At 58.9% G+C, this 20,679-nt stretch carries 18 protein-coding genes and 1 tRNA gene; 8 read left to right on the forward strand and 11 right to left on the reverse strand.

Annotated features, from left to right (window positions below; all coding sequences use genetic code 11):
* Window position 1 precedes the first annotated feature (1 nt).
* From NMQ11_RS01775 to NMQ11_RS01785, 3 genes are all read right to left on the reverse strand, one after another.
* Window positions 2-634 (reverse strand): RAD55 family ATPase, encoded by a 633-nt coding sequence (locus NMQ11_RS01775; protein ID WP_255169672.1) that lies wholly within the window; start codon window positions 632-634, stop codon window positions 2-4.
* 174 nt (window positions 635-808) lie between these two features.
* Complete coding sequence (locus NMQ11_RS01780; protein ID WP_255169673.1) at window positions 809-1,660, reverse strand: geranylgeranylglycerol-phosphate geranylgeranyltransferase; 852 nt, start codon at window positions 1,658-1,660, stop codon at window positions 809-811.
* A 49-nt stretch (window positions 1,661-1,709) separates the two neighbouring features.
* On the reverse strand, window positions 1,710-1,892 hold the full coding sequence (locus NMQ11_RS01785; RefSeq protein ID WP_255169674.1) for a DUF7511 domain-containing protein: 183 nt from the start codon (window positions 1,890-1,892) through the stop codon (window positions 1,710-1,712).
* Between the two features lie 175 nt (window positions 1,893-2,067).
* On the opposite strand from NMQ11_RS01785, the gene NMQ11_RS01790 reads away from it, so the two are divergent.
* The 6 genes from NMQ11_RS01790 (at window position 2,068) to NMQ11_RS01815 (ending at window position 8,375) form a co-directional block, all read left to right on the forward strand.
* A tRNA-Arg gene (locus tag NMQ11_RS01790) sits at window positions 2,068-2,142 on the forward strand.
* A 582-nt stretch (window positions 2,143-2,724) separates the two neighbouring features.
* On the forward strand, window positions 2,725-3,423 hold the full coding sequence (locus tag NMQ11_RS01795; RefSeq protein ID WP_255169675.1) for a helix-turn-helix domain-containing protein: 699 nt from the start codon (window positions 2,725-2,727) through the stop codon (window positions 3,421-3,423).
* Window positions 3,424-3,488: 65 nt separating this feature from the next.
* Window positions 3,489-5,330 (forward strand): ABC transporter substrate-binding protein, encoded by a 1,842-nt coding sequence (locus NMQ11_RS01800; RefSeq protein ID WP_255169676.1) that lies wholly within the window; start codon window positions 3,489-3,491, stop codon window positions 5,328-5,330.
* A gap of 397 nt (window positions 5,331-5,727) precedes the next feature.
* Window positions 5,728-6,768, forward strand: a complete 1,041-nt coding sequence (locus NMQ11_RS01805) for an N-acetyltransferase DgcN family protein (RefSeq protein WP_255169677.1) — start codon at window positions 5,728-5,730, stop codon at window positions 6,766-6,768.
* Window positions 6,765-7,823, forward strand: coding sequence for a dipeptide epimerase (locus NMQ11_RS01810; protein ID WP_255169678.1), 1,059 nt, complete (start codon window positions 6,765-6,767; stop codon window positions 7,821-7,823). The genes NMQ11_RS01805 and NMQ11_RS01810 overlap by 4 nt, the downstream gene beginning before the upstream one ends.
* A gap of 24 nt (window positions 7,824-7,847) precedes the next feature.
* Window positions 7,848-8,375 carry a DUF7529 family protein gene (locus tag NMQ11_RS01815; protein WP_255169679.1) on the forward strand — a complete coding sequence of 176 codons (528 nt, stop codon included), beginning with the start codon at window positions 7,848-7,850 and terminating at the stop codon, window positions 8,373-8,375.
* A gap of 98 nt (window positions 8,376-8,473) precedes the next feature.
* On the opposite strand, the gene NMQ11_RS01820 is transcribed toward NMQ11_RS01815, so the two are convergent.
* From NMQ11_RS01820 to NMQ11_RS01850, 7 genes are all read right to left on the reverse strand, one after another.
* Window positions 8,474-9,940 carry a M23 family metallopeptidase gene (locus tag NMQ11_RS01820; protein WP_255169680.1) on the reverse strand — a complete coding sequence of 489 codons (1,467 nt, stop codon included), beginning with the start codon at window positions 9,938-9,940 and terminating at the stop codon, window positions 8,474-8,476.
* Between the two features lie 168 nt (window positions 9,941-10,108).
* Window positions 10,109-10,525: a DUF7555 family protein gene (locus NMQ11_RS01825; RefSeq protein WP_255169681.1), complete on the reverse strand. Its 417-nt coding sequence runs from the start codon at window positions 10,523-10,525 to the stop codon at window positions 10,109-10,111.
* A gap of 152 nt (window positions 10,526-10,677) precedes the next feature.
* Window positions 10,678-12,015, reverse strand: coding sequence for an ABC transporter ATP-binding protein (locus NMQ11_RS01830; RefSeq protein WP_255169682.1), 1,338 nt, complete (start codon window positions 12,013-12,015; stop codon window positions 10,678-10,680).
* Entirely contained in the window at window positions 12,012-13,097 is a 1,086-nt protein-coding gene (locus NMQ11_RS01835; RefSeq protein WP_255169683.1) for an ABC transporter ATP-binding protein, read from the reverse strand. The genes NMQ11_RS01830 and NMQ11_RS01835 overlap by 4 nt, the downstream gene beginning before the upstream one ends.
* Window positions 13,097-14,569, reverse strand: coding sequence for an ABC transporter permease (locus NMQ11_RS01840; RefSeq protein WP_255169684.1), 1,473 nt, complete (start codon window positions 14,567-14,569; stop codon window positions 13,097-13,099). Before NMQ11_RS01840 ends, NMQ11_RS01835 begins: the two co-directional genes overlap by 1 nt.
* On the reverse strand, window positions 14,566-15,585 hold the full coding sequence (locus NMQ11_RS01845; protein ID WP_255169685.1) for an ABC transporter permease: 1,020 nt from the start codon (window positions 15,583-15,585) through the stop codon (window positions 14,566-14,568). Before NMQ11_RS01845 ends, NMQ11_RS01840 begins: the two co-directional genes overlap by 4 nt.
* A 130-nt stretch (window positions 15,586-15,715) precedes the next feature.
* Window positions 15,716-17,308 carry an N-acyl-D-amino-acid deacylase family protein gene (locus NMQ11_RS01850; RefSeq protein ID WP_255169686.1) on the reverse strand — a complete coding sequence of 531 codons (1,593 nt, stop codon included), beginning with the start codon at window positions 17,306-17,308 and terminating at the stop codon, window positions 15,716-15,718.
* A gap of 226 nt (window positions 17,309-17,534) precedes the next feature.
* Here NMQ11_RS01850 and NMQ11_RS01855 point away from each other — a divergent pair, with 226 nt between their 5' ends.
* Complete coding sequence (locus NMQ11_RS01855; protein WP_255169687.1) at window positions 17,535-18,848, forward strand: M23 family metallopeptidase; 1,314 nt, start codon at window positions 17,535-17,537, stop codon at window positions 18,846-18,848.
* A gap of 96 nt (window positions 18,849-18,944) precedes the next feature.
* Here NMQ11_RS01855 and NMQ11_RS01860 read toward each other — a convergent pair whose 3' ends face one another.
* Complete coding sequence (locus NMQ11_RS01860) at window positions 18,945-19,418, reverse strand: plastocyanin/azurin family copper-binding protein (protein WP_255169688.1); 474 nt, start codon at window positions 19,416-19,418, stop codon at window positions 18,945-18,947.
* 582 nt (window positions 19,419-20,000) lie between these two features.
* On the opposite strand from NMQ11_RS01860, the gene NMQ11_RS01865 reads away from it, so the two are divergent.
* Window positions 20,001-20,207, forward strand: a complete 207-nt coding sequence (locus NMQ11_RS01865; RefSeq protein ID WP_255169689.1) for a hypothetical protein — start codon at window positions 20,001-20,003, stop codon at window positions 20,205-20,207.
* The last annotated feature ends 472 nt before the right edge of the window (window positions 20,208-20,679 follow it).

A 20,679-nucleotide genomic window follows, 5' to 3' on the forward strand; every position in this document is an offset into this window, starting at 1 on the left:
GCTACGGTGAGCGACCCGCGGTCCGGATCGTCGGCTTCGTCTCCGATCCCGCTTCGACCTCGACGATCGCGTCGAACAGCTGTGTCAGGGTGTTCATCGTCCGGTCGTCGTGGGACGTCGAATCGATCACGTAGACGCCGAGGCCGTTCGCGCTCTGGACCCGTCCGGTAAACACGTGCAAGAACCGAAACACCGCCTGCAGATCGGCGTACATCAGAAGCGTCGAGATCGAACTGAGTAGAATCCGGTTCTTCGTCCGCCCGTGCACCTCGTAGAACTCCTGGAGGAACTCCGAGACGCTGATTCCGATACCGGTCATATCGACGGGCGAGGCCGCATACTTCACCCGGAGGTCGTCCTCGAGCGTGCCGCCTCGCTGTTTGGTTACGCAGTCGACGACGCCGACGCGAGGGACCTCACCCTCGAGATGCTCGACGGTTTCGCCGAACGTCCTCAGGATCGAACTCGCGTCGTCTTTCGTCGTCACGACGATCGATCCATCCCCGCGTTCGGCACCGCTCGCGAGTACGTCGAGTGCGAGCTCTCGCTTCCCGGCCAGCGGTGGGCCCGCGACGAGGACGTTCGTCCCGGGTTTGACCTCGGCCTCTTCCAGGATTGGTGGGAGTTCATACATACCAGATTCTCACTTCAGCGGTCTCGTGCGCCGACCAGTGTGGCGGACATCGGCTGCTGTAAGTACGCTATGGGAATGTCACAACGAGGGTATATTACTTTTGATCAACACTCTGTTACCGTCGGAAATCGAACTCGCTGGCCGATGGCGCGCTCCGAGACGAACTTGCGGTCGTCAGAGCGACGGCAACTCGGTCGCAACCCGACCCACGATAAACGCGAGCGCGGCGAGAAACATTCCGTACTTCAGATGCGACTGACCGGCCGTCGGGTCCTCGAAGCTCTCGTAGGCGGCGTACACCATCACCGCGTTCGCCGGAAGCACGACGAGCAGATACGCGGTCTCGAAGTACCCGAGAAGATACGGTGCCGGGCTCGCGAGCACGGCGAGGACGAGCAGACCGGTCGCGACGAGTAACGCCCGCCGCTCGCCGATTGCGATGGGAAGCGTGTTTAGCCCCTCCTCGCGGTCTCCCTCGATATCTTCGACGTCTTTGATGATCTCCCGGGTCAGCGTCGATACCGCCGCGAGGACGAACAGAACGACCGCTGGCCCGACGTTGCCCACGGCCGCCGCACCGAACAGGAACGTACTCCCGACGAGACCGGCGACGAGCGCGTTTCCGAGGCCTGGCAATCCCTTGAAGAGCTTCGTGTACGTGACCAGTGCGAGCAGATTGACTCCGGCGATGGCGATCGCGACTCGAGGGAGCGTCAGCGCCAGTGCCACTGCGACGGCGAACAGACAGACGCTGTAAACCAGTGCACCCCGTGGGCTTACCGCCCCTCGGGGAATCGCACGATCGGGCTGGTTGATCCGGTCGATCTCGCGGTCGAAGTAGTCGTTGATCGCGTTCCCCGCCCCGACCGCGAAGGCGGTCGCCCCGATCGCTGCCCCGACTGCGAGCGGATACGCGGTGAGTCCCCCCGCGATGAACGCACCGATGAACGTCAGCACGCTCGCCGCAACGACGTTGACCGGCCGCGCCAACTCGAGTAATCCGCGCGCCGTCTCCCCCACACTCATGCTCGGGAGTGTTAAGCGACGGTGTATAAACGGTCCGATACGACCCCGATCAGCGCCACTCTCGCAGATCACAGAGGACCTCGCCGGGAACGGAGATCCAGTGAGTCATTCGCTCGTCCCCGGTCGCTTCGGCCGGGACGATCGTCCAGACGTCGTCGTCGACGAGTAACTCGAGGGCGGCGGGCGACTCGTCGGCATCGGCGGCTCCGACCGGAAACTCTGTTACAGTCATGGCTTCGATCAACATTTGTCTCCCCTGTCTCATGAGATGTGGCGACGGTTTTCACCGCTCGAGAACGAGCGATATCTCTCGGACGCCTCTGGCTCAACTATACGATCGTCGTCACTCGCTTGCTACCGGACCGAATCGAGTGACTTATACGGAGTCGACGGGAACTCCGAAGCGAGGGCGCTTAGCTCAGTCTGGACAGAGTGCTTGGCTTCGGACCAAGTTGTCGCGGGTTCAAATCCTGCAGCGCCCATCCCGCCGCGTGACGCTCAGGAGTCACAACACGGCGTCGACTTCCTTATAAAGAAGCCACCCGCTTCGCGCGAGAGTTCATCACGTCGCGTAAAGGGAGGTCGCCTCCGTCATGGGATTCGCCGGAGCCAACCACTCGGCGCGGCGGCATAACGCTGGCGCAACGTTCAATCGAATCGAACCGTCGCTTCCGAAAGCGGTCCCGCCCCGCGTTCATCGGCGAGCACAAACGCACACCACCGGGCCGTCGAGACAGCGGCTTGGACACGGTGATGTCAGTGACTGTTTGTGTGCTGCTCGTCAACATTGCCGATGACTGGTTGTAAAGGGCTACCGCAGCTCTCGATGCAGCCTTTCCGAGTTTCGAAGCCGTCGTCGGTTTCTTCGACGAGTGATCCTTGCTGTAGTATGCTTTGAAGGAGACTTCTGGATACCGTTCGTAAGATCGTTTCGTGCGCAGTTCCGATTCCGTCAAGCAGCATATTCCTCCCCTTAATATTTTATTCAGGCTTCAATAAATTCTTATCTTCTTATCATGTTGGGTGGTAAATGTTATGTGTTTTCAGTTCACACGCCAACTCATATGGGTGAACAGGCACCAACCTGGCTCGAAATCGAAATTACTCATCCGGATTGTTGGACTCTGGAGGTTACCGAGCACGCCGACGTTGAGTTGCTGAGTCAGCAGGTCAATCAGGTGAAAGACGACACTGTCAAAGGCTACTTCATTGCTAGTGGAAAGTCAGTCACGGAGGTCGATAGGATGATTGACGACGTCGAACGATCGGATTTGACCGAGAAAATGTACTCGCTTGAGAGCGCAGCTGGAAACGAGATCGTCACGGCCCAGGGAAAGAATAACCAGGGATTCGTCGTTGAGTACAATTCGAATAACAGCATCACGAGTACGCTGGTCGACCAGGGGTTTCTCGTCCAGCGGCCAGTTCGAATCCACGATGGCGTTGAGAACTGGACAGTCATCTCAACGGGGCAACGAACGAAGATCCGCAACAAGATCGCATATATACGAGACCAAATGGATGCCACCGTGAACATCAAGCGGATCTCTACGGGTAACTTGGCCGGGACGGGGTCATCCGTAGGACCTGATCTAACCGCTCGACAACGGGAGGTGTTCGAACACGCACAGACCCGGGGATACTACGCATGGCCACGGGAGGTAACGGCCAAAGAACTCGCCAGAGATCTCGATATCACGAAAACGACGCTCCTCGAACATCTCCATAAAGCGGAGTCGAAACTACTCGGTCCGCACGAGTAAGTGATGGATTGTTCTTTCGGTAGGTACCCTCTTTATAATCCTATAGTCTCATTTCGTGATAGACAATGAGTACCAATACCGGTTTCGGAGATACCGTTTCTCGACGAAGGTTCCTGTACGCGACTGGTAGCGCCGCGGGGGCGGCAGCGATCGCCGGGTGCTCCGGAGATGACCCGGAAGCTCTAGAGAATGGCGACGATGACCAACCCGATGTCGACGGCCCCGACGAAGAAGACGGAAAGGTGTTTCGGGGGATCAACGATCAACCGGATACACTGGATCCTGCCGCAGTGAGCACTGTCGCCGGGCGACAAGTGTTCTACCAAATTCTCGAAACGCTCGTCCATCATCCGAACGCAGAACCGCAAATCGAGGGGATGCTCGCGGAGGATTACGAACTATCCGACGACGGCATGACGATCACTCTCGATCTCGTTGAAGGCGTGGAGTTCTCGGACGGTCGAGAACTGACCGCAGACGACGTCGTGTACACGTTCGAGCGGGTCGCCGGCGGCGAGGAATCGACGGAGAGTTCAACAATGCTCGATGATCTCGGTGTCGTCCACGAAACGGAGACTGTCGAAGAAGAGGGCGAAGAGTTCGATGATTACGTCGCCGGCAGTGCGGGTGTCACCGCAGTTGACGAGTACACGGTCGAGATAGAGCTCGAAGAACAGTTCCACATGCCGTTCGAGTTCCTGGCTCAACATACATTCAGCATCCTTCCGGAAGGGTACGTCGGTGACGTTGAGGGATACGATGGTGAGGTGGACTACGAAGACTTCGCGCAGGGTGACCTCGTCGGAACGGGACCGTTCGTGTTTGACGAGTGGCAGCCCGGTTCGCACATTCAGATTTCTGCACGCAACGATTACTGGGGCGACGGCCCCGAGATCCAGGGCGCCCATTGGGCACTCACAGACGACGGAAACGCGTCAGAGGCGTACGCCCTAGCCCTGAACTCCGATCAGGTCTCACTGACGTCCGGGACAATGGATCGAGATCTGATCGAGATCGAAGGAACGGACGATGAGGGGAGAGAGTACGGAACGTACGGTCCGATCGAAGACAACGGGGAGACCGTCGACTACTACCGGACGGCTGAGTTGAACACGTACTACCTCTGTTTCAACCTGGATCGAGTTCCCCGTGAAGTCCGGGAAGCGTTCGCATACGCTATCGATCGTCAACAATTCGTCGAAGAAGCGATGGACTCCCCTAACGATCCCGGGATTCACCATTTCGCGCCCTCTATCTTTCCGGGCGGTGTCGAGGAAGCCGAAGCCCACGCGGAAGAGAACTGGCCGTACGGCTACCGTGAAATGGGCCTTGACAGGGCAGTCCAGATCATGGAGGATGCGGGGTACGACGATGACAATCTGTTCGAGATCGAACTCACGACCTATCCGGCGAGTGGGGATCTCGGGGAGTACCTCCGAGACATTTTGCGGGCGGCACACATCGAAACGTCGGTCTCACCCACGGACGTTTCAGTGCTGCTCGAGCAGGCCAGCAACGGACAACTCGACGCGTTCATTTCGAACAACACCGGGCAGGCGAGTCCGTATACGTTCGTCGACCGCTACACCCCAACGTACTGGGAGGGAAACGATGACGACTGGCGAGGGTCGATGTGGATCCCCGAAGAGTACGAGACGGCCCAGCGTGCGCGCGATGCATGGAACGAGATCAACGACAATCTCGGTCCCTCGGAAGAAGAAGAGCAGAACCGCGCCGAGGCGTATCTGGAAATCGAGGAGGCGAACTGGGAGGAGATCGTTCGCATCCCGATGTACTATCTGACCAGCGAACACATGCACTATGAGTGGGTCGATCGGCCACGAATCGGCTCGCTCCGGCGTCACTACCAGCGACTCAATACGGTCGAGATAGGCGAGCGACCGTAACTGGTAGACCCCACCGACCGTTCAAATCAGTCGATTGCCGACATTCTCTGTCTCTGTTCGTGCGTAGTTGATGGACCACACCACTAACGCCAGGAACGAGCGGTTGTTCTCGGGCGTTACACAAAATCGAAGAGAACGCCTACGACTAAAGCCGAGGACGAATGTCAGGAGAAGCTCCCCACATTGTGGGCAACAGACGACTACGTACTCCAAGTTATTCAGTCAATTCGTTGCTGAGCGAACTTGACATCACCTCTACACGCCCATATAATTTTCTTCGTTAGATTCCCTGATAGAACCCGTTCGAACTCCGCACAACTGGCAGGGATTGTGCATATGCAGAAGGACCTGTTATGTGAGGTGGAGGGGTGATAGGCTTACTCTTCCCATACAATATGTGAACTTAAGAGACCACTTCGACGTACCAGCACAGACTATCGTTCTCGCCGAAGGAAAGTTCGGAACCACGGGTGCTAAGACAGCCAACGGCGTTGTCGCCCAAAGCGAACTGTTCGATGCGTGTGCAGTGGTCGACTCGACGAACGCCGGCCGGACGGCGGCCGACGTGCTTGCTCGAGACGACGTCGATCCCGTTCCGATCGTCTCCTCCGTCGAGGAGGCGCTGGAGAACAATCCGGATGTAACAGCGTTAGTTATCGGCGTCGCCCCGGCAGGAGGTGCCCTCCCGGAATCATGGAAACCGAGCATTCGACAGGCGATGCAGAACGGATGTCACATCGTCTCCGGTATGCATACGTATCTGAGCGAGGACGCCACGTGGCAATCGCTCGCTGAAGAGTACGACGTCACCCTATTCGACGTTCGAAAACCGCCTGAAGAGAACGATCGCACTATCGCTGATGGGTCCGTCGATGACCTCGACTGCGATATCGTCCTCACCCTGGGAACCGACTGTTCAGTCGGGAAACGAACCACCACGTTCGAGCTATACAAGGCAGCGCAGGATGCAGGGCTCGACGCTGGATGGGTCGCCACCGGGCAGACCGGGATAATGACCGGTGCTCATCGAGGCGTTGCGATCGACGGCGTCCCCGCTGACTTCACCTCCGGTATCGTCGAGCGAATGGTCGTCGAAGTCGGCAGAGAACACTCTCTCGTCTTCGTCGAGGGGCAGGGGGCGCTCACGCATCGAGCCTACTCGGGCGTGACCCTCGCAATACTTCACGGTAGCTGGCCCGATGTGGCCGTTCTTGCCGATCAACCCGATCGTAACCGACGCACGCATCCCCATTTCCCCGTCGAAGGAGTCGAAAAAGAGCGAGCGCTCGTCGAATCACTGTCGGACGCCGACGTGGTGGCACTCTCCACGTGGGGTGAACCTGACGCCGAGCGTGACAAACACGAGCTCCCTGCGGCGAACATCTACCACGAAAACGGCCCCCAGGACCTGTTGACTGCGGTTTGTAAGCACCTATGAGCGAGATTACGCGTGTCACGGTCGAGCCCCTCGACTTAGCGTTACATCACCCGTTCGAAATCGCGCTTGGGACTCAGACGAGTGCCTCGAACGTTTTAGTTACCGTCGAAACAGACGCTGGTATTACCGGATACGGTGAAGCAGCCCCAACGCCACATGTTACCGGAGAAACGCAATCGAATTCCATTGCGACCATCCGATCGGTAGCAACACTTCTCGAGGGGCGCGACGTTCGACGGCACCGCGAACTGAACGCCGACTTACACGCTGCGATCCCCGGCGCGGTCGCGACACTCTACGCGCTCGAGACAGCGATTCTCGACGCCCACTGCCGGGAACTTGAGATTCCACTCGCGGCGTTGTTCGGTGGTGTACCGGACCCCATCGAAACCGACATGACGATCCCGATAGTTTCGGCGGCGGCAGCGCAAGAACGGGCGAGCGCCGCTGTCGACCGCGGATTCGAGAGCCTGAAAATCAAGACGGGAACGGATCTGGAACAGGATATTGAGCGCGTATGTGCGGTTGCGGAGGCGGCGCCAGCCGCGGCCTTGAAAGTTGATGCGAACCAGGGCTGGACGCCAAAGGAAACGGTGCGCTTCGACTCTCGACTTCGAGACAGGGGTGTTCCGCTGGAGCTGATAGAGCAACCGGTCGCCCGGGATGACGTGGACGGACTGCAGTGGCTTACCAACCGCGTGTCCACCCCGATCGCTGCGGATGAGACTGTGTTCACGCCATCGGATGCGACGCGAATCGTTCGCGAACGCGCCGCTGACGTTCTCAACATTAAGCTAATAAAATCCGGTATATGCGGGGGTGCCAGCATCGCGACGATTGCCGACTCCGCATCGCTCGAGTGTATGGTCGGCTGTATGCTTGAGAGTTCGATCGGAATCCACACGAGTGCGCATCTCGTGTCGGCACTGGGGACGTTCGAATACGTTGACCTCGATTCGGTTCACCTGTTGGCCGATGACGTCGTTTCAGCATCGAGTGACGGGCCGATGATCGAACCGTCCGGCCCCGGGCACGGAATCACCCCCGAAAGCTAACTAATTCGGCTAGCATTCATACCTATGGACATAAACCGCCACGATGCAAGCGGCACGAACGGTGCGATAAATGCGCAGAAAACCGCCTGGAAGCAAACGATCGAGGAGATGGCCAATCTGGCCTCTAGTCTGGAAGCCGATGGCTGGGATGTCTGTGAGATTCCCGCTGGGCACACATCGGCGGAAACGCGGACCCAGGGAGACTCAGATCGGTTTGGGCTCGTGTATGTAATTCCCGGAAACAAGGTCGAACCGTTCGAAAAGGCGTTCGTTGAGGGTGGATTCCCTCAGTACCGCGTCTTCAAGCGGGATCTGACGGGGCGAACGTACCTCCTTACGCAGTTACTCGAACCGTCGAACGGGCGGGCGATCTTACTGGCAGGAAACGTCTCGATGTACGATCTCGCGACACTCGTGGATGTCGCTGTCGAAGAGGACGAGATGTACACGCACGTTCAGACGCTAGACACGACGCATATGGGAAGTTTCCGACACGACTCCTACGAGCACTTCTTTCCGAATCCGGAACGGTACAGTCAGCACCGCCGGTAACGCTCTTTCGAACAACACCTTCGCCGTGTGCATTGCCGGTTCGGGTTTGAAATCGAGCACCGTTCAACGGTGAATTCCAAACGGATAGCGTGGGGTGGCTACGGCCGGGACGGGAAGTCGTTACGGTGTTCTGCATCCCGGAGTGCCGGATACGGATCGTACCGAGGTCCGGCTGCCAACCCGACCGCATCGAAGTCCGAGGGCTGATCATCGCTCAGCAGTCCGGCGTTGTCCCGGATTTCGAAGTGGAGGTGAGGGCCCGAGCCGGTGACGCCGGACTCGCCGAGCCAGCCGATGTGCTGGCCGCGCTCGACGGTGTCACCCGGCCCGAGCGTCCGGTCCTCCTCCGGGTGGGGAGCGTAGGCTTGGTCGTGTGCCCCTTGTTCGTCGATTCCGAGGTGGAGATACCCGTACATGTACTTATCATCGTGTGAATCGACGTGGATCTGATACCCACCGCCGCTACCCGGCGTCATATCGACATGCGAATCCGGGTGGCCGGGCATCCAGTCACGGATGACTCCGCCTCGGGCTGCATACACCTTGGCACCCGCTACCGGGTATCCGTCTTCGTCTTCGTCACGTGGGAGATTCTGTACGGTTCCGTCATCTCCCCACTCCTCGTACATATCTACACCACGGTGAACGCGAGCCCCGCCATCGCGATGCTCGGCCCATCCATCCGGATACCAGATATCGCGTTTGTTCGCCGCGAGTGGGTGTGTGATCTCCTCCGGGAATGACATGAAATCGAGCTCCGGATCGCGCTGAAGGGCCCAGAACGTTCTCGCAGAGGCCCGGGGCGGCGTATCCGGTGGCGTCTCGCCCGGTCGCCATTCTCCAGGATGGTTGGGAACGGCAATACCGATCTCCCAGACGACGATATCGGTCTCTTCTCCGTCAGCGCCGGGTACGAAAAGCCCAACGCCACCTTCGAGCGTGACGTCGACATCGACCGGGCCGAGCGTCCACCCTCGCGGTTCACGCGCACCCCACTCCCAGACTCGTAGCCAAGCTTGGTCGTCAACGACGCGGAGTCGCTGGGCGATCTCGGTACCCGAATCGATCGCGTCTCCTGCGGCTCCTTTGATTGTCACTTCGGAATCGTACTGAGCGAGTCGGGCCTTTTCCGACGTCGAACTGCCGCCGAGGACACCGCTGTTCTCGTCATCTGAGGCGCGTGCGAGAAGTTTGAGTCGGTTCGTCAGTGAGGACGCCGCTTCGTTTCGCCACACGCAAAACAACTCACAGTCGTCGACGTCGGGAACGCTTGTCAAACGCACGCCGTCTGTCCCGGTGCCACTCTTTTGCAGTCTGAGACAGCGTTCCGTTCCGTCGATTTCTCGCCGCATCTCTTCGTCGACATTCACCGACAGACCGTCTCCGGCGGTCGGGTACGCCGCCTCTACGTCTTCCGGCGTCGAGCCGATCGAATCTTCGCTGAATCCCCGAAAGTAGTGGTGTTGTGTCTCCGATGCGGCCACCGAAGTCGTTCCGGCCAGCGCGTAGGTGCCGGCAGCGATCGTTGATACGCCCATCATTTTGAGGAAGTGTCTTCGCTCCATGACGGTACTTATAACATGCCACTATCAAGCTTAAATACAGTACCTGTTAAAGGAGGTTTATCATACTCTTCTGAGTAATTATATCATAATAGATCTCGGTGTGGTGTAGCGTAGTGGAAGATCAGATCGCCTCTCGCACGATCGATGTGTAATAGACACGGAATCAGTTCAGACTCCTATACCGAGCACTCGTTCCATCAGAAACGAAACCAGAAGCAGCCACACGCTCGCGATGTATAATTTCACCCCCGTAGGAAGTCGGACCGAATCGTCATCATACCACTTCAGCGGCGGCAGACGGTTGAGTCTCCGTTGCAGATTCGGGCCGCTCCGCCGATCCAACTCGATCCGCTTTTCCGTTCGCTTCGAGCCCCACTTCTTCGGCGTCCGTGGCCAGAGTAGCACGGTCGCGTAGCCGATCAATAACCACGCGAGGACGAACAACCACGCTTTCACGACCTCCGGATGCGCCCCGAAGGGAATACTCAACACAACCGCTAGTCCAATTCCGATAAGAGTTATCGCTATCGTGTACACGGAGGCATCTAGCCCCATGACGAACCAGCGATTGGGAGTTTCGGACATTCGTTCTCACCCACCCGTCCGAGCGATCTCGCTCGTCATCTCCCTACCAGTAGTTTAATTCGACCGATATGTGTTTCGATCATCGTGTTCGCCCTCGAGGACGAGACAGATCAGGATGCCGTATTTCCTCTTCTCGCGCAGGAAGAGTGTCGTCAGTCATCTGCGGCGATGATCGTTTCATAGAACGCCCCCGGCTCCCGGTAATCCTCGTCGTGCCGGTGACAGTGGCTCACTCGACCTTCGCTACCGATGTCGCGCGCTTCGGGGTTGGTGCGGTCGCACACGCTTCCGAACTGTTCGCGTAAGTATGTGCGCGCATCCTCTTCTTCTCCGTTCTCAAGCAACGACATCGCGTGATCGACGTGTTCGGCGATGGCGGGGTCTACACGTCGATCGCCGAACAGTTCCTCTCGCAGGTCCGAAACGCCGTCCATTCTGGAATCCCGACCGAGCAGTTCGCGAGCGCGATCGAAGAGCGACTGATCGACATAGGATCGCTCGCGGAGTATGTTTCGGAACATCTCGACCCGTGTCCACAGGTCGTCATCGACATCGCGATATCGATCCGGGCGTATCTTCATCGGACAGCGAGTCGTAAACGGACAGCCCCTCGGTGGATGACGCGGGCTTGGCGGGGTACCCCGGAGCGTAATTCGGTCTTTTTCGACGGTGGGATCGGGCTCCGGAATCGCCGACAGCAACGAGTGGGTGTACGGATTGGCGGGCTCTTGGAACAGTTCTTCGGTCGGTCCGACTTCCATAACGTTACCGAGGTACATGACCGCCACTCGATCACAGATGTGACGCACCACGCTGAGGTCGTGGGCGATAAACAAGTACGTGAGGTCGAACTCGTCCTGAAGATCCGTTAGCAGATTGAGTATCTTCGCTTGAACGGATGCATCGAGTGCGCTCACCGGCTCGTCCAAAATGATGAATTCGGGCTCGAGTGCGAGTGCACGAGCGATCCCGATACGCTGCCGTTGTCCGCCACTGAACTGGTGCGGATATCGGTAGTAGTGGTTTTCTCGGAGTCCGACGGTCTCGAGCAGGTTTCGAACGCGGTTTCTCCGCTCCCGCGGTGTCTTCCACTCGTGGACGTCCAACGGCTCGCGGATGATGCTGCCAACGGTCATCCGCTCGTTGAGACTCGAGTTCGGATCCTGAAACACCATCTGCGTTCGCCGTCGCCACTGTTTGAGGTCCTCTTTTTCCAGGGACGTGATGTTAGTGCCGTCGAACAGAATCTCGCCGTCTGTTACTGTTTCAAGCTGGATCAGCGTTCGTCCGAGCGTGGTCTTTCCACAGCCGCTTTCGCCGACGAGGCCGAGCGTTTCGCCCCGCTCAATCTCCAGCGTGACACCGTCGACCGCTTTGACCGGCGTTGCGCCGAAGAAACCACCCTCTTCGTAGTATGTCTTCAACTCGTTGATTTCGACCAGCGGGTCGTCAACCGTTCTCCCCCGCCGCTTCAGGCGTTCACGACTCATCGTTCACCTCGGTTCGAGTCAGAGGTGGTCTCCATCGGATTGCTTCGCTGACGATCGCGGTTCACATGTCTGTCTTCAGGATACAGCAGACACGCAGCGGCGTGATCGGTCGACTCACCGACCGAAACGAGCTCGGGGTGAACGGAACGGCATTCGTCAAACGCCTCGGGACAACGGGGGGCGAACCGACAGTACGCCGGTGGTTGATTCGGCGTGGGGACATCGCCCTCGATCGTCGTGAGTCGCTCTGCGCCAACATTTCGACTCGGGATACTGGCCAGTAACCCCTGCGTATACGGATGACTCGGGTTCACGAAGAGGTCTTCGACCGGAGCTGATTCGACGATTTCTCCGGCGTACATTACGTTGACGCGGTCTGCAATCTCGGCGATAACGCCCATATCGTGGGTGATAAACATGATGCTTAGATCTCGTTCGTCCTGAATTTCTGTGAGCAGTTCCAGTATTTGGGCCTGAATCGTGACGTCGAGGGCCGTCGTCGGCTCGTCACAGATCAACACGTCTGGCTTACACGCGAGCGCCATCGCGATAATCGCTCGCTGGCGCATGCCACCCGAGAACTGATGCGGGTACTCGTCAACTCGCCGCCGCGCATCTGGAATCCCGACTGACGCGAGAAGGTCGATCGCTTCGTCTTTGGCCGCGTTTCCTCGGAGCCCCTGGTGTAACCGGAGTGCTTCTTTGATTTGATTGCCTACCGTATACACGGGGTTGAGACTCGTCAACGGATCCTGGAACACCATCGCGATTTTTCCGCCACGGTACGAATGGTACTCCGCCTCGCTCTTGTCGGTCAACTCCTCTCCCTTGAACCTGATGCTACTCCCCTCAAGCACCCGGCCGGGCGAGTTGATGAGCCCCATGACCGAGCGAGCGGTGACGCTCTTTCCGGAGCCGCTCTCGCCGACGATTCCAACGGTTTCACCGGGGTAGATGTCGAAGCTCACACCGTCGACCGCACGGATCACCTCTTTTTCCGTGAAGAACGCAGTCTCTAACCCGCGAACCGAAAGCGTCGGCGCCTCTCCCGCTCGGTCACGCGTCGATTCTGGTGTCGCCATCAGGCACCACCTCCTGCAGCACCGGCTTGTGCCTCGTCGTGTGCGCTCGAGGCCTGACTCTGTGGGTCGATCGCGTCGCGGATGCCGTCGCCGAGGGCGTTGAACGCCGTGACGATCAGCACGATACAGAATCCGGGCAAGAGCGAGATGTGCCACGAGGGACTCGCCACGTACGCTTGGCCGTAATCGATCGCCCGCCCCCACTCAGGAGTCGGCGCGTTCACGCCCAAACCGAGGAACGACAGTCCTGCGACGCCCACGATAACTCCGCCGAGACTCATCGACGAGTAGACGAGCAAATAGCCGAGAATGTACGGAAGCATGTGTTTTTTCATCGTCGTTCCCGGCCCCTGCCCGTAGCTCTTCGCGGCGTCGATCCACTCCTGCTCTGCCACCTGAAACGCCGGCCCGCGCACCGATCGCCACAGCCCCGGCCAGCCGGTTGCCGCGAAAATCAGCGCGAGTATGAAGCCGCCGCTATAGATGTCTGCGAGCCACGTCCCGCCGAGAACGACCGAGAGCATGATGATCAGTAGCAGTCGCGGCATCGCCTGAACCGAATCACCAATGAGAACGACGCTGAGATCGATCCGGCCCTTATAGTACGCCGTTGCGAGCGCGAGAGAGGCCGCGATCACCCCTGCGAGCGTGATCGTTAAGATGCCGATCGCTAATGAGACCCGGGCGCCGAACGCCATAAACGTGAACAGGTCCTTCCCGTCGTGGAGTGTGCCGAACGGGGCAAACCTGTCGTAATCGTCATAACTCAGTGGGCCGACGTTATTTGGCCCGGCGCCTCGTGACACCGCCCCCTGATTCGCCTCACCGACGGTGATCGTCACTACGTTGCCAACCGACTCGTCGTAGTACTCCATCTGGTGACCGTACGGATTGTCTATATTCTCCGCGAAGGTCGTCGGAGCGAGCACCGGAGCGAAAAGCGCCATGACGAGGAACAGGATCACGATCACGAGTCCGAACTGGCCCCACCGGTGTGTTCGCATCCGGTTTATCATGTCGTCTCGCGGCGTCCAGTCTGCGTACCGGTACTCCGTTCGAAACAGCAGGTACCCCTTCCAGATCCAGAACACCCACACGAACGCGTACGCGTAGACGAGAACGACGCGAATCGCCCATGCGGCCGCCGGTGAGAGTCCGAGGAATGTGCCTTGCCACCCCTCACCGGGAACATAATACCCCTGGTTCGGAACGGTCTCTTTCGAGAGCAGGACGGGGAGGTCTGCTATCCACTCTCCGGCGGCTAACAGGACGGAGACGCCTGGAACCACCAGGAGTGGCTCCCACGGGATCCGGGAGACGACGCCGTCAGCGAACATCCCGAACTGCAGGGCGAAGAGGATCGACACGCCCACCAACCAGAACACCGCAGGGCCGGGGTTCGCTTTGATCCGCTCTCTCAGTGGCAAGATGTCGTCGTCGGCTGCCTCCGGTTCGAAGTTCGAGTCGTTCATGCTGGCCCTCCTTCGTATCCGACGCGTGGATCGACTATCGTGTACAGCAGGTCCTGGATGATGTTGATGAACACCAGTAATAAGATGAAGACGAACATCAGTGAACCGACCAGTGGCAGATCACCCTGAATACACGCCTGGTAGAACAGGTATCCGAGGCCGTTGATCGCAAACACCGTTTCGACGAGAACGGAGCCACCGATCAGGAGAAACGCCTCGTACGTGATCACCGGGATGAGGGGAATGAGCGCGTTCCGGAAGATGTGTTTCCAGACGAGTAACCGTCCGGTCACGCCCTTTGCCTTGGCTGTTTCGACGTAATTCGAATTGATGGTTTCTAAGACAGCGGTGCGACCGATCCGCATCTCACTCCCCATCGACGCAGATCCGAGGACGATCGCCGCCGGCAACGTCATTTTCGTCACTATCAGAAACCCCTCGAGCGTCCAAAACTCACCCATCGGTGGGGGTGTTACAATCGGCGCTTCGACGATCCAGGACTGATAATCGAACCCGAAGAAGTATCGCTCGGAGTTCGTGAGGAGGCTAACGAGAATGACTGCGAGCCAGAAATTCGGCATTGCACGCCAGACGATCCCGCCGAACGAGACGCCATAATCCCCCCAGGTGTTGGGGTGAAGCCCGGCGTAAAACCCGAGCGGGATCCCGATGAACAGCGAAATGACTACCGCCCAGAATCCGAGATAGATCGTTCGGGGGGCATACGAGAGAATCAGCGCGTTCGCATCCACACCGGGATGTAACACCCAGGACCGTCCCAGATCAAACGTAAAGAGACCGACCATGAAATCGATGTACTGCTCCCACAGCGGTTTGTGAAGCCCGAGTGACCGTTCGACCTCCGCATACGTCGCCGGGTCGGTTTCCTCGCCGACGATCGCAGAGGCCGGATCGACCGGCCCCATTCGAAGGGCGATGAACGTGATCGTTGTTGCGAACAGAACCACGGGGATCGAGAGGATGAGCCGTCGAAGGAAGTATCCCCAGCGGCTCACGACCGGTCACCTCCGAGGGGAAGCCGGCCTGCGCTTCCGTACTCGGTCCGATCAGGCCCTTCAGGCCGACACCTGGGTTGCTTCTGGGTGTGCCTCCGGTCAGTCTCCGCGTCACGGCCGAGACCTCGCTTCATCGAAGCGCCACCCCCGGTCGCGCCCCTGTGTGTGTTCCATCCTCGACGACGAACTCACCGTTTACCAGCACGTGCTCGATTCCAGTGGGGTACACGTCGGGCTCAACGAACGACCCACCCTGAGCGACTGTTTCCGGATCGAATACCGTGAGATCGGCACGGTTCCCCTCCTTGAGCAAACCCCGGTCGTGGAGACCCAACCTGGCTGCAGGTTGCCCGGTCATCATGTGGACGGCTTCTTCGAGGGACAGAACCCCCTGTTCACGAACATAGCGTCCGAGAACCCGGGGAAACGTGCCGTAGGAGCGAGGGTGAGGAACCCCCTCGCCGAGCGGCCCATCGGGCTGCATCGAACTGCCGTCACTGCCGACCATCGTCAACGGGTGTTGCATCACCTCTTCGACGTCCTGCTCGCTCATACAGAAGTTCACGTGCTTGGTCCGGCTTCGATCCTCGATGAGAACGTCGATCATGATCTCTTCGGGTGACCGGGAAGAGGAATCCCGGTCGGCGAGTTCTCCGATCGACCACCCCTGGAGGTATTCGAGGTCGGGGTTTTGGACGTTCGTGATGAGAATATCGTGCCACGACCCCGCTCGCTCTGCGAGTTCTTTCCGGATACGTTCGCGCATCTCAGGGTCTTGCAGCCGTTCGAGGAGGGCGTCTGTGCCGCCGTCTTTCGCCCAGTTGGGCAGTCGGGCACTTAGACTGGTTGAGGAGGCGACGTAGGGGTACTGTTCGCACTGCACGTCGATGCCGTCGCGCTCGCGAGCGAGTTCCATCAGTCGGAGCGTGTACCGGATCTTCCCCCAGTTGGATTCGCCGACTGCTTTGTGGTGAGAGATCTGTACCGAAACTCCTGCGCGACGACCGATCTCGATTGCTTCTTCGACCGCCTCGATCAGGTCGTCTCCTTCGCTTCGCATATGTGTCGTGTAGAGCTTGCCGTGGTCGGCGGCGACAGTCGCGAGTTCGACGATCTCGTCCGTATTCGCAAACGCTCCCGGCGTGTAGATGAGCCCTGTCGAAAGACCGACCGCTCCCTGCGAGAGCGCTTCGTCAACTATCGCTTTCATCTCTTCAAGCTCATTCTCGGTCGGGGCGCGATCTTCATACCCGAGAACGGCAGCCCGGGCGTTCTTGTGGCCAACGAGCGACCCAACGTTGAGTGATATCCCCTCAGCTTCCAGAAAATCGAGGTACTCCGCCATCGTCTCCCATTGACTCGGATCGACTGTTTCTCCTAATCCCCGGTACGAAAACCCGCCATCGACCGAGTCAGCAGCCTTTCCGTACCGAGGCGCAGTACTCGTCCCACAGTTTCCGACGATCTCGAGGGTGACTCCCTGTCGCACCTTGCTGTGTGCGTCCCGGTTTGCTGGCAGCGTAAAATCCGAGTGCGTGTGGATGTCGATAAACCCGGGTGAAATCGCCTTTCCTGACACATCGACCTCGATCTCTGCCTCCTCGGCTTCCGTTCCAACGGTCGTAATTATCTCGTTAGTCACAGAAACGTCGCCGGTGAACCACGGGGCCCCCGTTCCATCGACGATTCGAGCATTTCGAAAAATAATGTCAGGGCTCATCATGGTCACAACTCCCAGGGTGACTACTAAAACCCCCCTCCTGACAAATTAGGGGCCGCTAACGCGCCGATTCCTGCCAAGCCGTCCGGTTTCTGGCGCTCCCGTGGCGGTAGGTAGGGTGTATAAAACGGTCGCGCAGACTAGTGCCGGGTAGAGGCGAGAGATGGATCGACGAACGCTACTGAAAATGGCGACCATACCCGCTGTTTTCGTCGGGGGCTACGCGGCCGTGACGCAGACTTCGCTCATCTTCGACGAGGAGGTCCCCGACCCTGCTTCCCAGTACTTTCACCCCCTCACGACTGACGCGGACGGCGGCGATTCGGTGCCGGCTTCGTTCGAACGTGTGTTTTCGTCCGCCGACACCGAGCTGGACGTTGATCTCGATCACGCACGTCGTCGAGAGGACGCTGAAGAGTGCTTACGGCTTCGACGACACGGTGCCGGCACTACCGGCCTCCACTGGACCGATGTTCCTGCAACGGAATCCATCGAACTGTTCAGCGTCTGGCGAAGCGAACAGGACTCACCTGCCGTTAACCGGCTAAAATCCCTCGCCCTCATTTCGGACGATGAAGGCGCTGCCATCCTCGGCGGGATGGCAGACGACGCTCGAGGAACCATCGCCCAATTCGACTCTGATCGCACCGACCTCGATCGTAGCGACGAGGGGGCGATCAGGCCGCGAACGGCTATCGCCCACCGATTCCGAGTCGTGGATGATGCGGCGTGGCTTAAAATCTGGGAGTGGGGTGATCGTGAACCCCGTGAGTGGACACTCGGGCCCGTCCCAGTCGACCTCGAACATGCGGGTGGAGTAGGGTTACTCGCCCCCGGTGCCCCGGACGACGAAACCGAAATCGTCGTCTGGGAACTCGGCGCCGTCACGGACTGCTGTGAGTCACACCACTGGGCCCCGACTCGAGACCCCGAGTTGGATTTCATGTCCTATCCCGAGGAACTCACGCACCCGCTGCCAGTCGACGACCACGACATCTGGTATCCGGACGGCTGGGATGAAACGCGGGACGGTGGCTCGAGAATCCATCGTGCGGTTGACGCGTACGAAGACTGGCCCGATCCAGTCACGGGAGCGAAGGTGTACGCTGCGCGAAGCGGAACGATACGTGACTGGATGGCCGGCCATCCAGATTCTTCAGGTGGCACACCGATCACACCCGGGTCTGGTGGTGGGTATCAGATCCACATCGACAGTCCGGATGGGAAGTACCGATACTGCTACCTGCACCTCGGCAACGACGAAGCGGGCGCCCACGAAGACGCGTTCGCCCCTCATCCGGAGGAGGACCGGACGCTCGGGCCGGGTGACACCGTCGAGCGCGGCCAGCACATCGGCTGGCTCGGCGAGTCCGGCGTCACCGGCTCGGGCCCTCACCTCCACTTCGAAATCCGGGACCTCAGTGGGGCGCTAACCGATGACCAACCTTCCGATTTCGACGACCTGGGGAACACCATGGGGCCACGATACGATCCGTATCCACCGCTCAAAGACGCCGAGCGACGACGAGACGTTCCCGGATAGGCCTGTCGACGCGGTCGACCCAACTGACGAGGAGAACGGACAGCCTCCTGCGACGAGAACGTCCCAGATAACTACTCACAGACAGAGCTGTCGATGTTAGTCGTCGTCACCAATCTCTTCGACGATAATCACGCCGGTCATCCCGTCGTCTTCGTGTGACTCGCACACGTACTCGTACTCGCCAGCGATATCGAACATGAACTCAAACTCATCTCCCTCATCTAATGTTCCCGACCCCTCTTCCCAGGTGGCGTCCTCCGGAATATCGGTGGGTGTAACCGCATGTCCGTCCGAATCCCACACCCACTCGAATAGCGCTCCCTGTTCAACTGTTACCTCCTCTGGCTCAAAGACGTTCTCGCCATCGGGGCCAACGACGACCTCAGCATCCGCATCCCCGGTGAACTCGACTTCATCGTCCTCGCCCGTATCATCCGTTCTGCTTTCGTCTGTATCGTCCTCACCTGCACCGCCCGCATCGTCTTCAGCGCTGGAATCGTCCGCTTGTCCTTCTGCATCGTCCGTACAACCTGCAATAGCTCCGATAACAGCTATAGAGAGCCCGGACATCGTTCGCCGCCTGGTCAGTCTGCCTTGCATAAAAGAGCGACTCTCAGGTCAATAAATAGTATGCGTACCTCATAATGGAGGGGTCCCGCCGGCTTTTCGGTCCCACCATGGCGGAGGTTCGAAGCCACGTCTTGCGGTTAACCTCACTAATCGGCATTTTCGACGAAGTTGGACGGTTCTGAGATTCACAGACTGTCCCTGATCTAGCCAGACACTTCCAGTATCGTCGTATCACCGGACTACTTTGGGGTCGACATCGGGAACGCGAAGCGTGATGTCGACCTCAGATTTCGGAGCAATCACATCGGCCGACTGGTCGAAGTCGCAGGTCACAGGGTGGTCGAATGTCACCACTATGCAGGTTGGCTGAATAGAATGGATGCCGTGTCGGAATCACGATACGAATTGTTCGTATTTGGATCGTAGCCCTGCGAATCGCCCCTCGTGACCCCGACCCGATCGGGTAGGTACATTCGAGTACCGAGCCCTAGATGATGTATTTATTGACTATTGCCCGAAATGGTGCCGATGAGGTGACAGTCAATTGAGGAGAAAACCCTAGATGGCTTCGAACCCGATGGAATGCCCGTAACCGATCTCGAGGGACGCGTCCTGCACGATACCGAAGCCAACGAACTGCTCCGGGTCATCGAGACGACGCCGACCGAGGTGACCGTCCGCCCGATCGAGGGCGATGACTCCGACGAGACCACGGTTCGCGTCCACGGTGGGCGGGGACTCCGGTCGGGGGAATACATCGTGAAGTCGCCGGACGCAGAGTTCGAGTAGCGACGCGTTCCCCGTCGAACCGAGGTCTCGAACCCGGAGCAGACGCCTCGAGTAGTGCCAATCTCGGGCGGCGGTCTCATGAAGAGGGCGACCGATACCGAAGACGTTCGAAGGAGGGCGATGGCAGAGCGGCTAGCTCGAGCGTGAACGGCGAATACACGCTTCGATCGGTCGAGGTGGCGACGAACGCGGCCACGAGATCGTATGAGAACTACGTCGACGCATTCGAGGAAAGCGTGCGTCGGTACCTGCGGGAAGTCGGATACCCTGCCGAGCACGACTCCGAGAGCGGACTCGAGGCCCGATAGGTGAGTCGCCCATCGGTAGCCATGTGGGGTGCGCAGCGGTTCGACAGCAGCTACCCCGGTGACTCGACGTTCGAGTTCACGGTCGAGCGCTCTCTGCGGGCGTACACGCCGCCATCAGGATTCGAGAGAACGGGTCGGAACCGAAGTTCGACCACAAAAAACGG

It is taken from the genome of Natrononativus amylolyticus (genome assembly GCF_024362525.1).
GTDB classification, from domain to species: Archaea; Halobacteriota; Halobacteria; order Halobacteriales; family Natrialbaceae; genus Natrononativus; species Natrononativus amylolyticus.

Excerpts from the sequence above, each read along its gene's own strand:
- NMQ11_RS01835 (WP_255169683.1), bottom strand. The coding sequence starts at position 13,097 with ATGGCGACACCAGAATCGACGCGTGACCGAGCGGGAGAGGCGCCGACG.
- NMQ11_RS01800 (WP_255169676.1), top strand. The coding sequence starts at position 3,489 with ATGAGTACCAATACCGGTTTCGGAGATACCGTTTCTCGACGAAGGTTC.
- NMQ11_RS01865 (WP_255169689.1), top strand. The coding sequence starts at position 20,001 with ATGCCCGTAACCGATCTCGAGGGACGCGTCCTGCACGATACCGAAGCC.
- NMQ11_RS01795 (WP_255169675.1), top strand. The coding sequence starts at position 2,725 with ATGGGTGAACAGGCACCAACCTGGCTCGAAATCGAAATTACTCATCCG.
- NMQ11_RS01815 (WP_255169679.1), top strand. The coding sequence starts at position 7,848 with ATGGACATAAACCGCCACGATGCAAGCGGCACGAACGGTGCGATAAAT.
- NMQ11_RS01810 (WP_255169678.1), top strand. The coding sequence starts at position 6,765 with ATGAGCGAGATTACGCGTGTCACGGTCGAGCCCCTCGACTTAGCGTTA.
- NMQ11_RS01785 (WP_255169674.1), bottom strand. The coding sequence starts at position 1,892 with ATGACTGTAACAGAGTTTCCGGTCGGAGCCGCCGATGCCGACGAGTCG.
- NMQ11_RS01860 (WP_255169688.1), bottom strand. The coding sequence starts at position 19,418 with ATGTCCGGGCTCTCTATAGCTGTTATCGGAGCTATTGCAGGTTGTACG.
- NMQ11_RS01820 (WP_255169680.1), bottom strand. The coding sequence starts at position 9,940 with ATGGAGCGAAGACACTTCCTCAAAATGATGGGCGTATCAACGATCGCT.
- NMQ11_RS01850 (WP_255169686.1), bottom strand. The coding sequence starts at position 17,308 with ATGATGAGCCCTGACATTATTTTTCGAAATGCTCGAATCGTCGATGGA.
- NMQ11_RS01780 (WP_255169673.1), bottom strand. The coding sequence starts at position 1,660 with ATGAGTGTGGGGGAGACGGCGCGCGGATTACTCGAGTTGGCGCGGCCG.
- NMQ11_RS01825 (WP_255169681.1), bottom strand. The coding sequence starts at position 10,525 with ATGTCCGAAACTCCCAATCGCTGGTTCGTCATGGGGCTAGATGCCTCC.
- NMQ11_RS01840 (WP_255169684.1), bottom strand. The coding sequence starts at position 14,569 with ATGAACGACTCGAACTTCGAACCGGAGGCAGCCGACGACGACATCTTG.
- NMQ11_RS01775 (WP_255169672.1), bottom strand. The coding sequence starts at position 634 with ATGTATGAACTCCCACCAATCCTGGAAGAGGCCGAGGTCAAACCCGGG.
- NMQ11_RS01830 (WP_255169682.1), bottom strand. The coding sequence starts at position 12,015 with ATGAGTCGTGAACGCCTGAAGCGGCGGGGGAGAACGGTTGACGACCCG.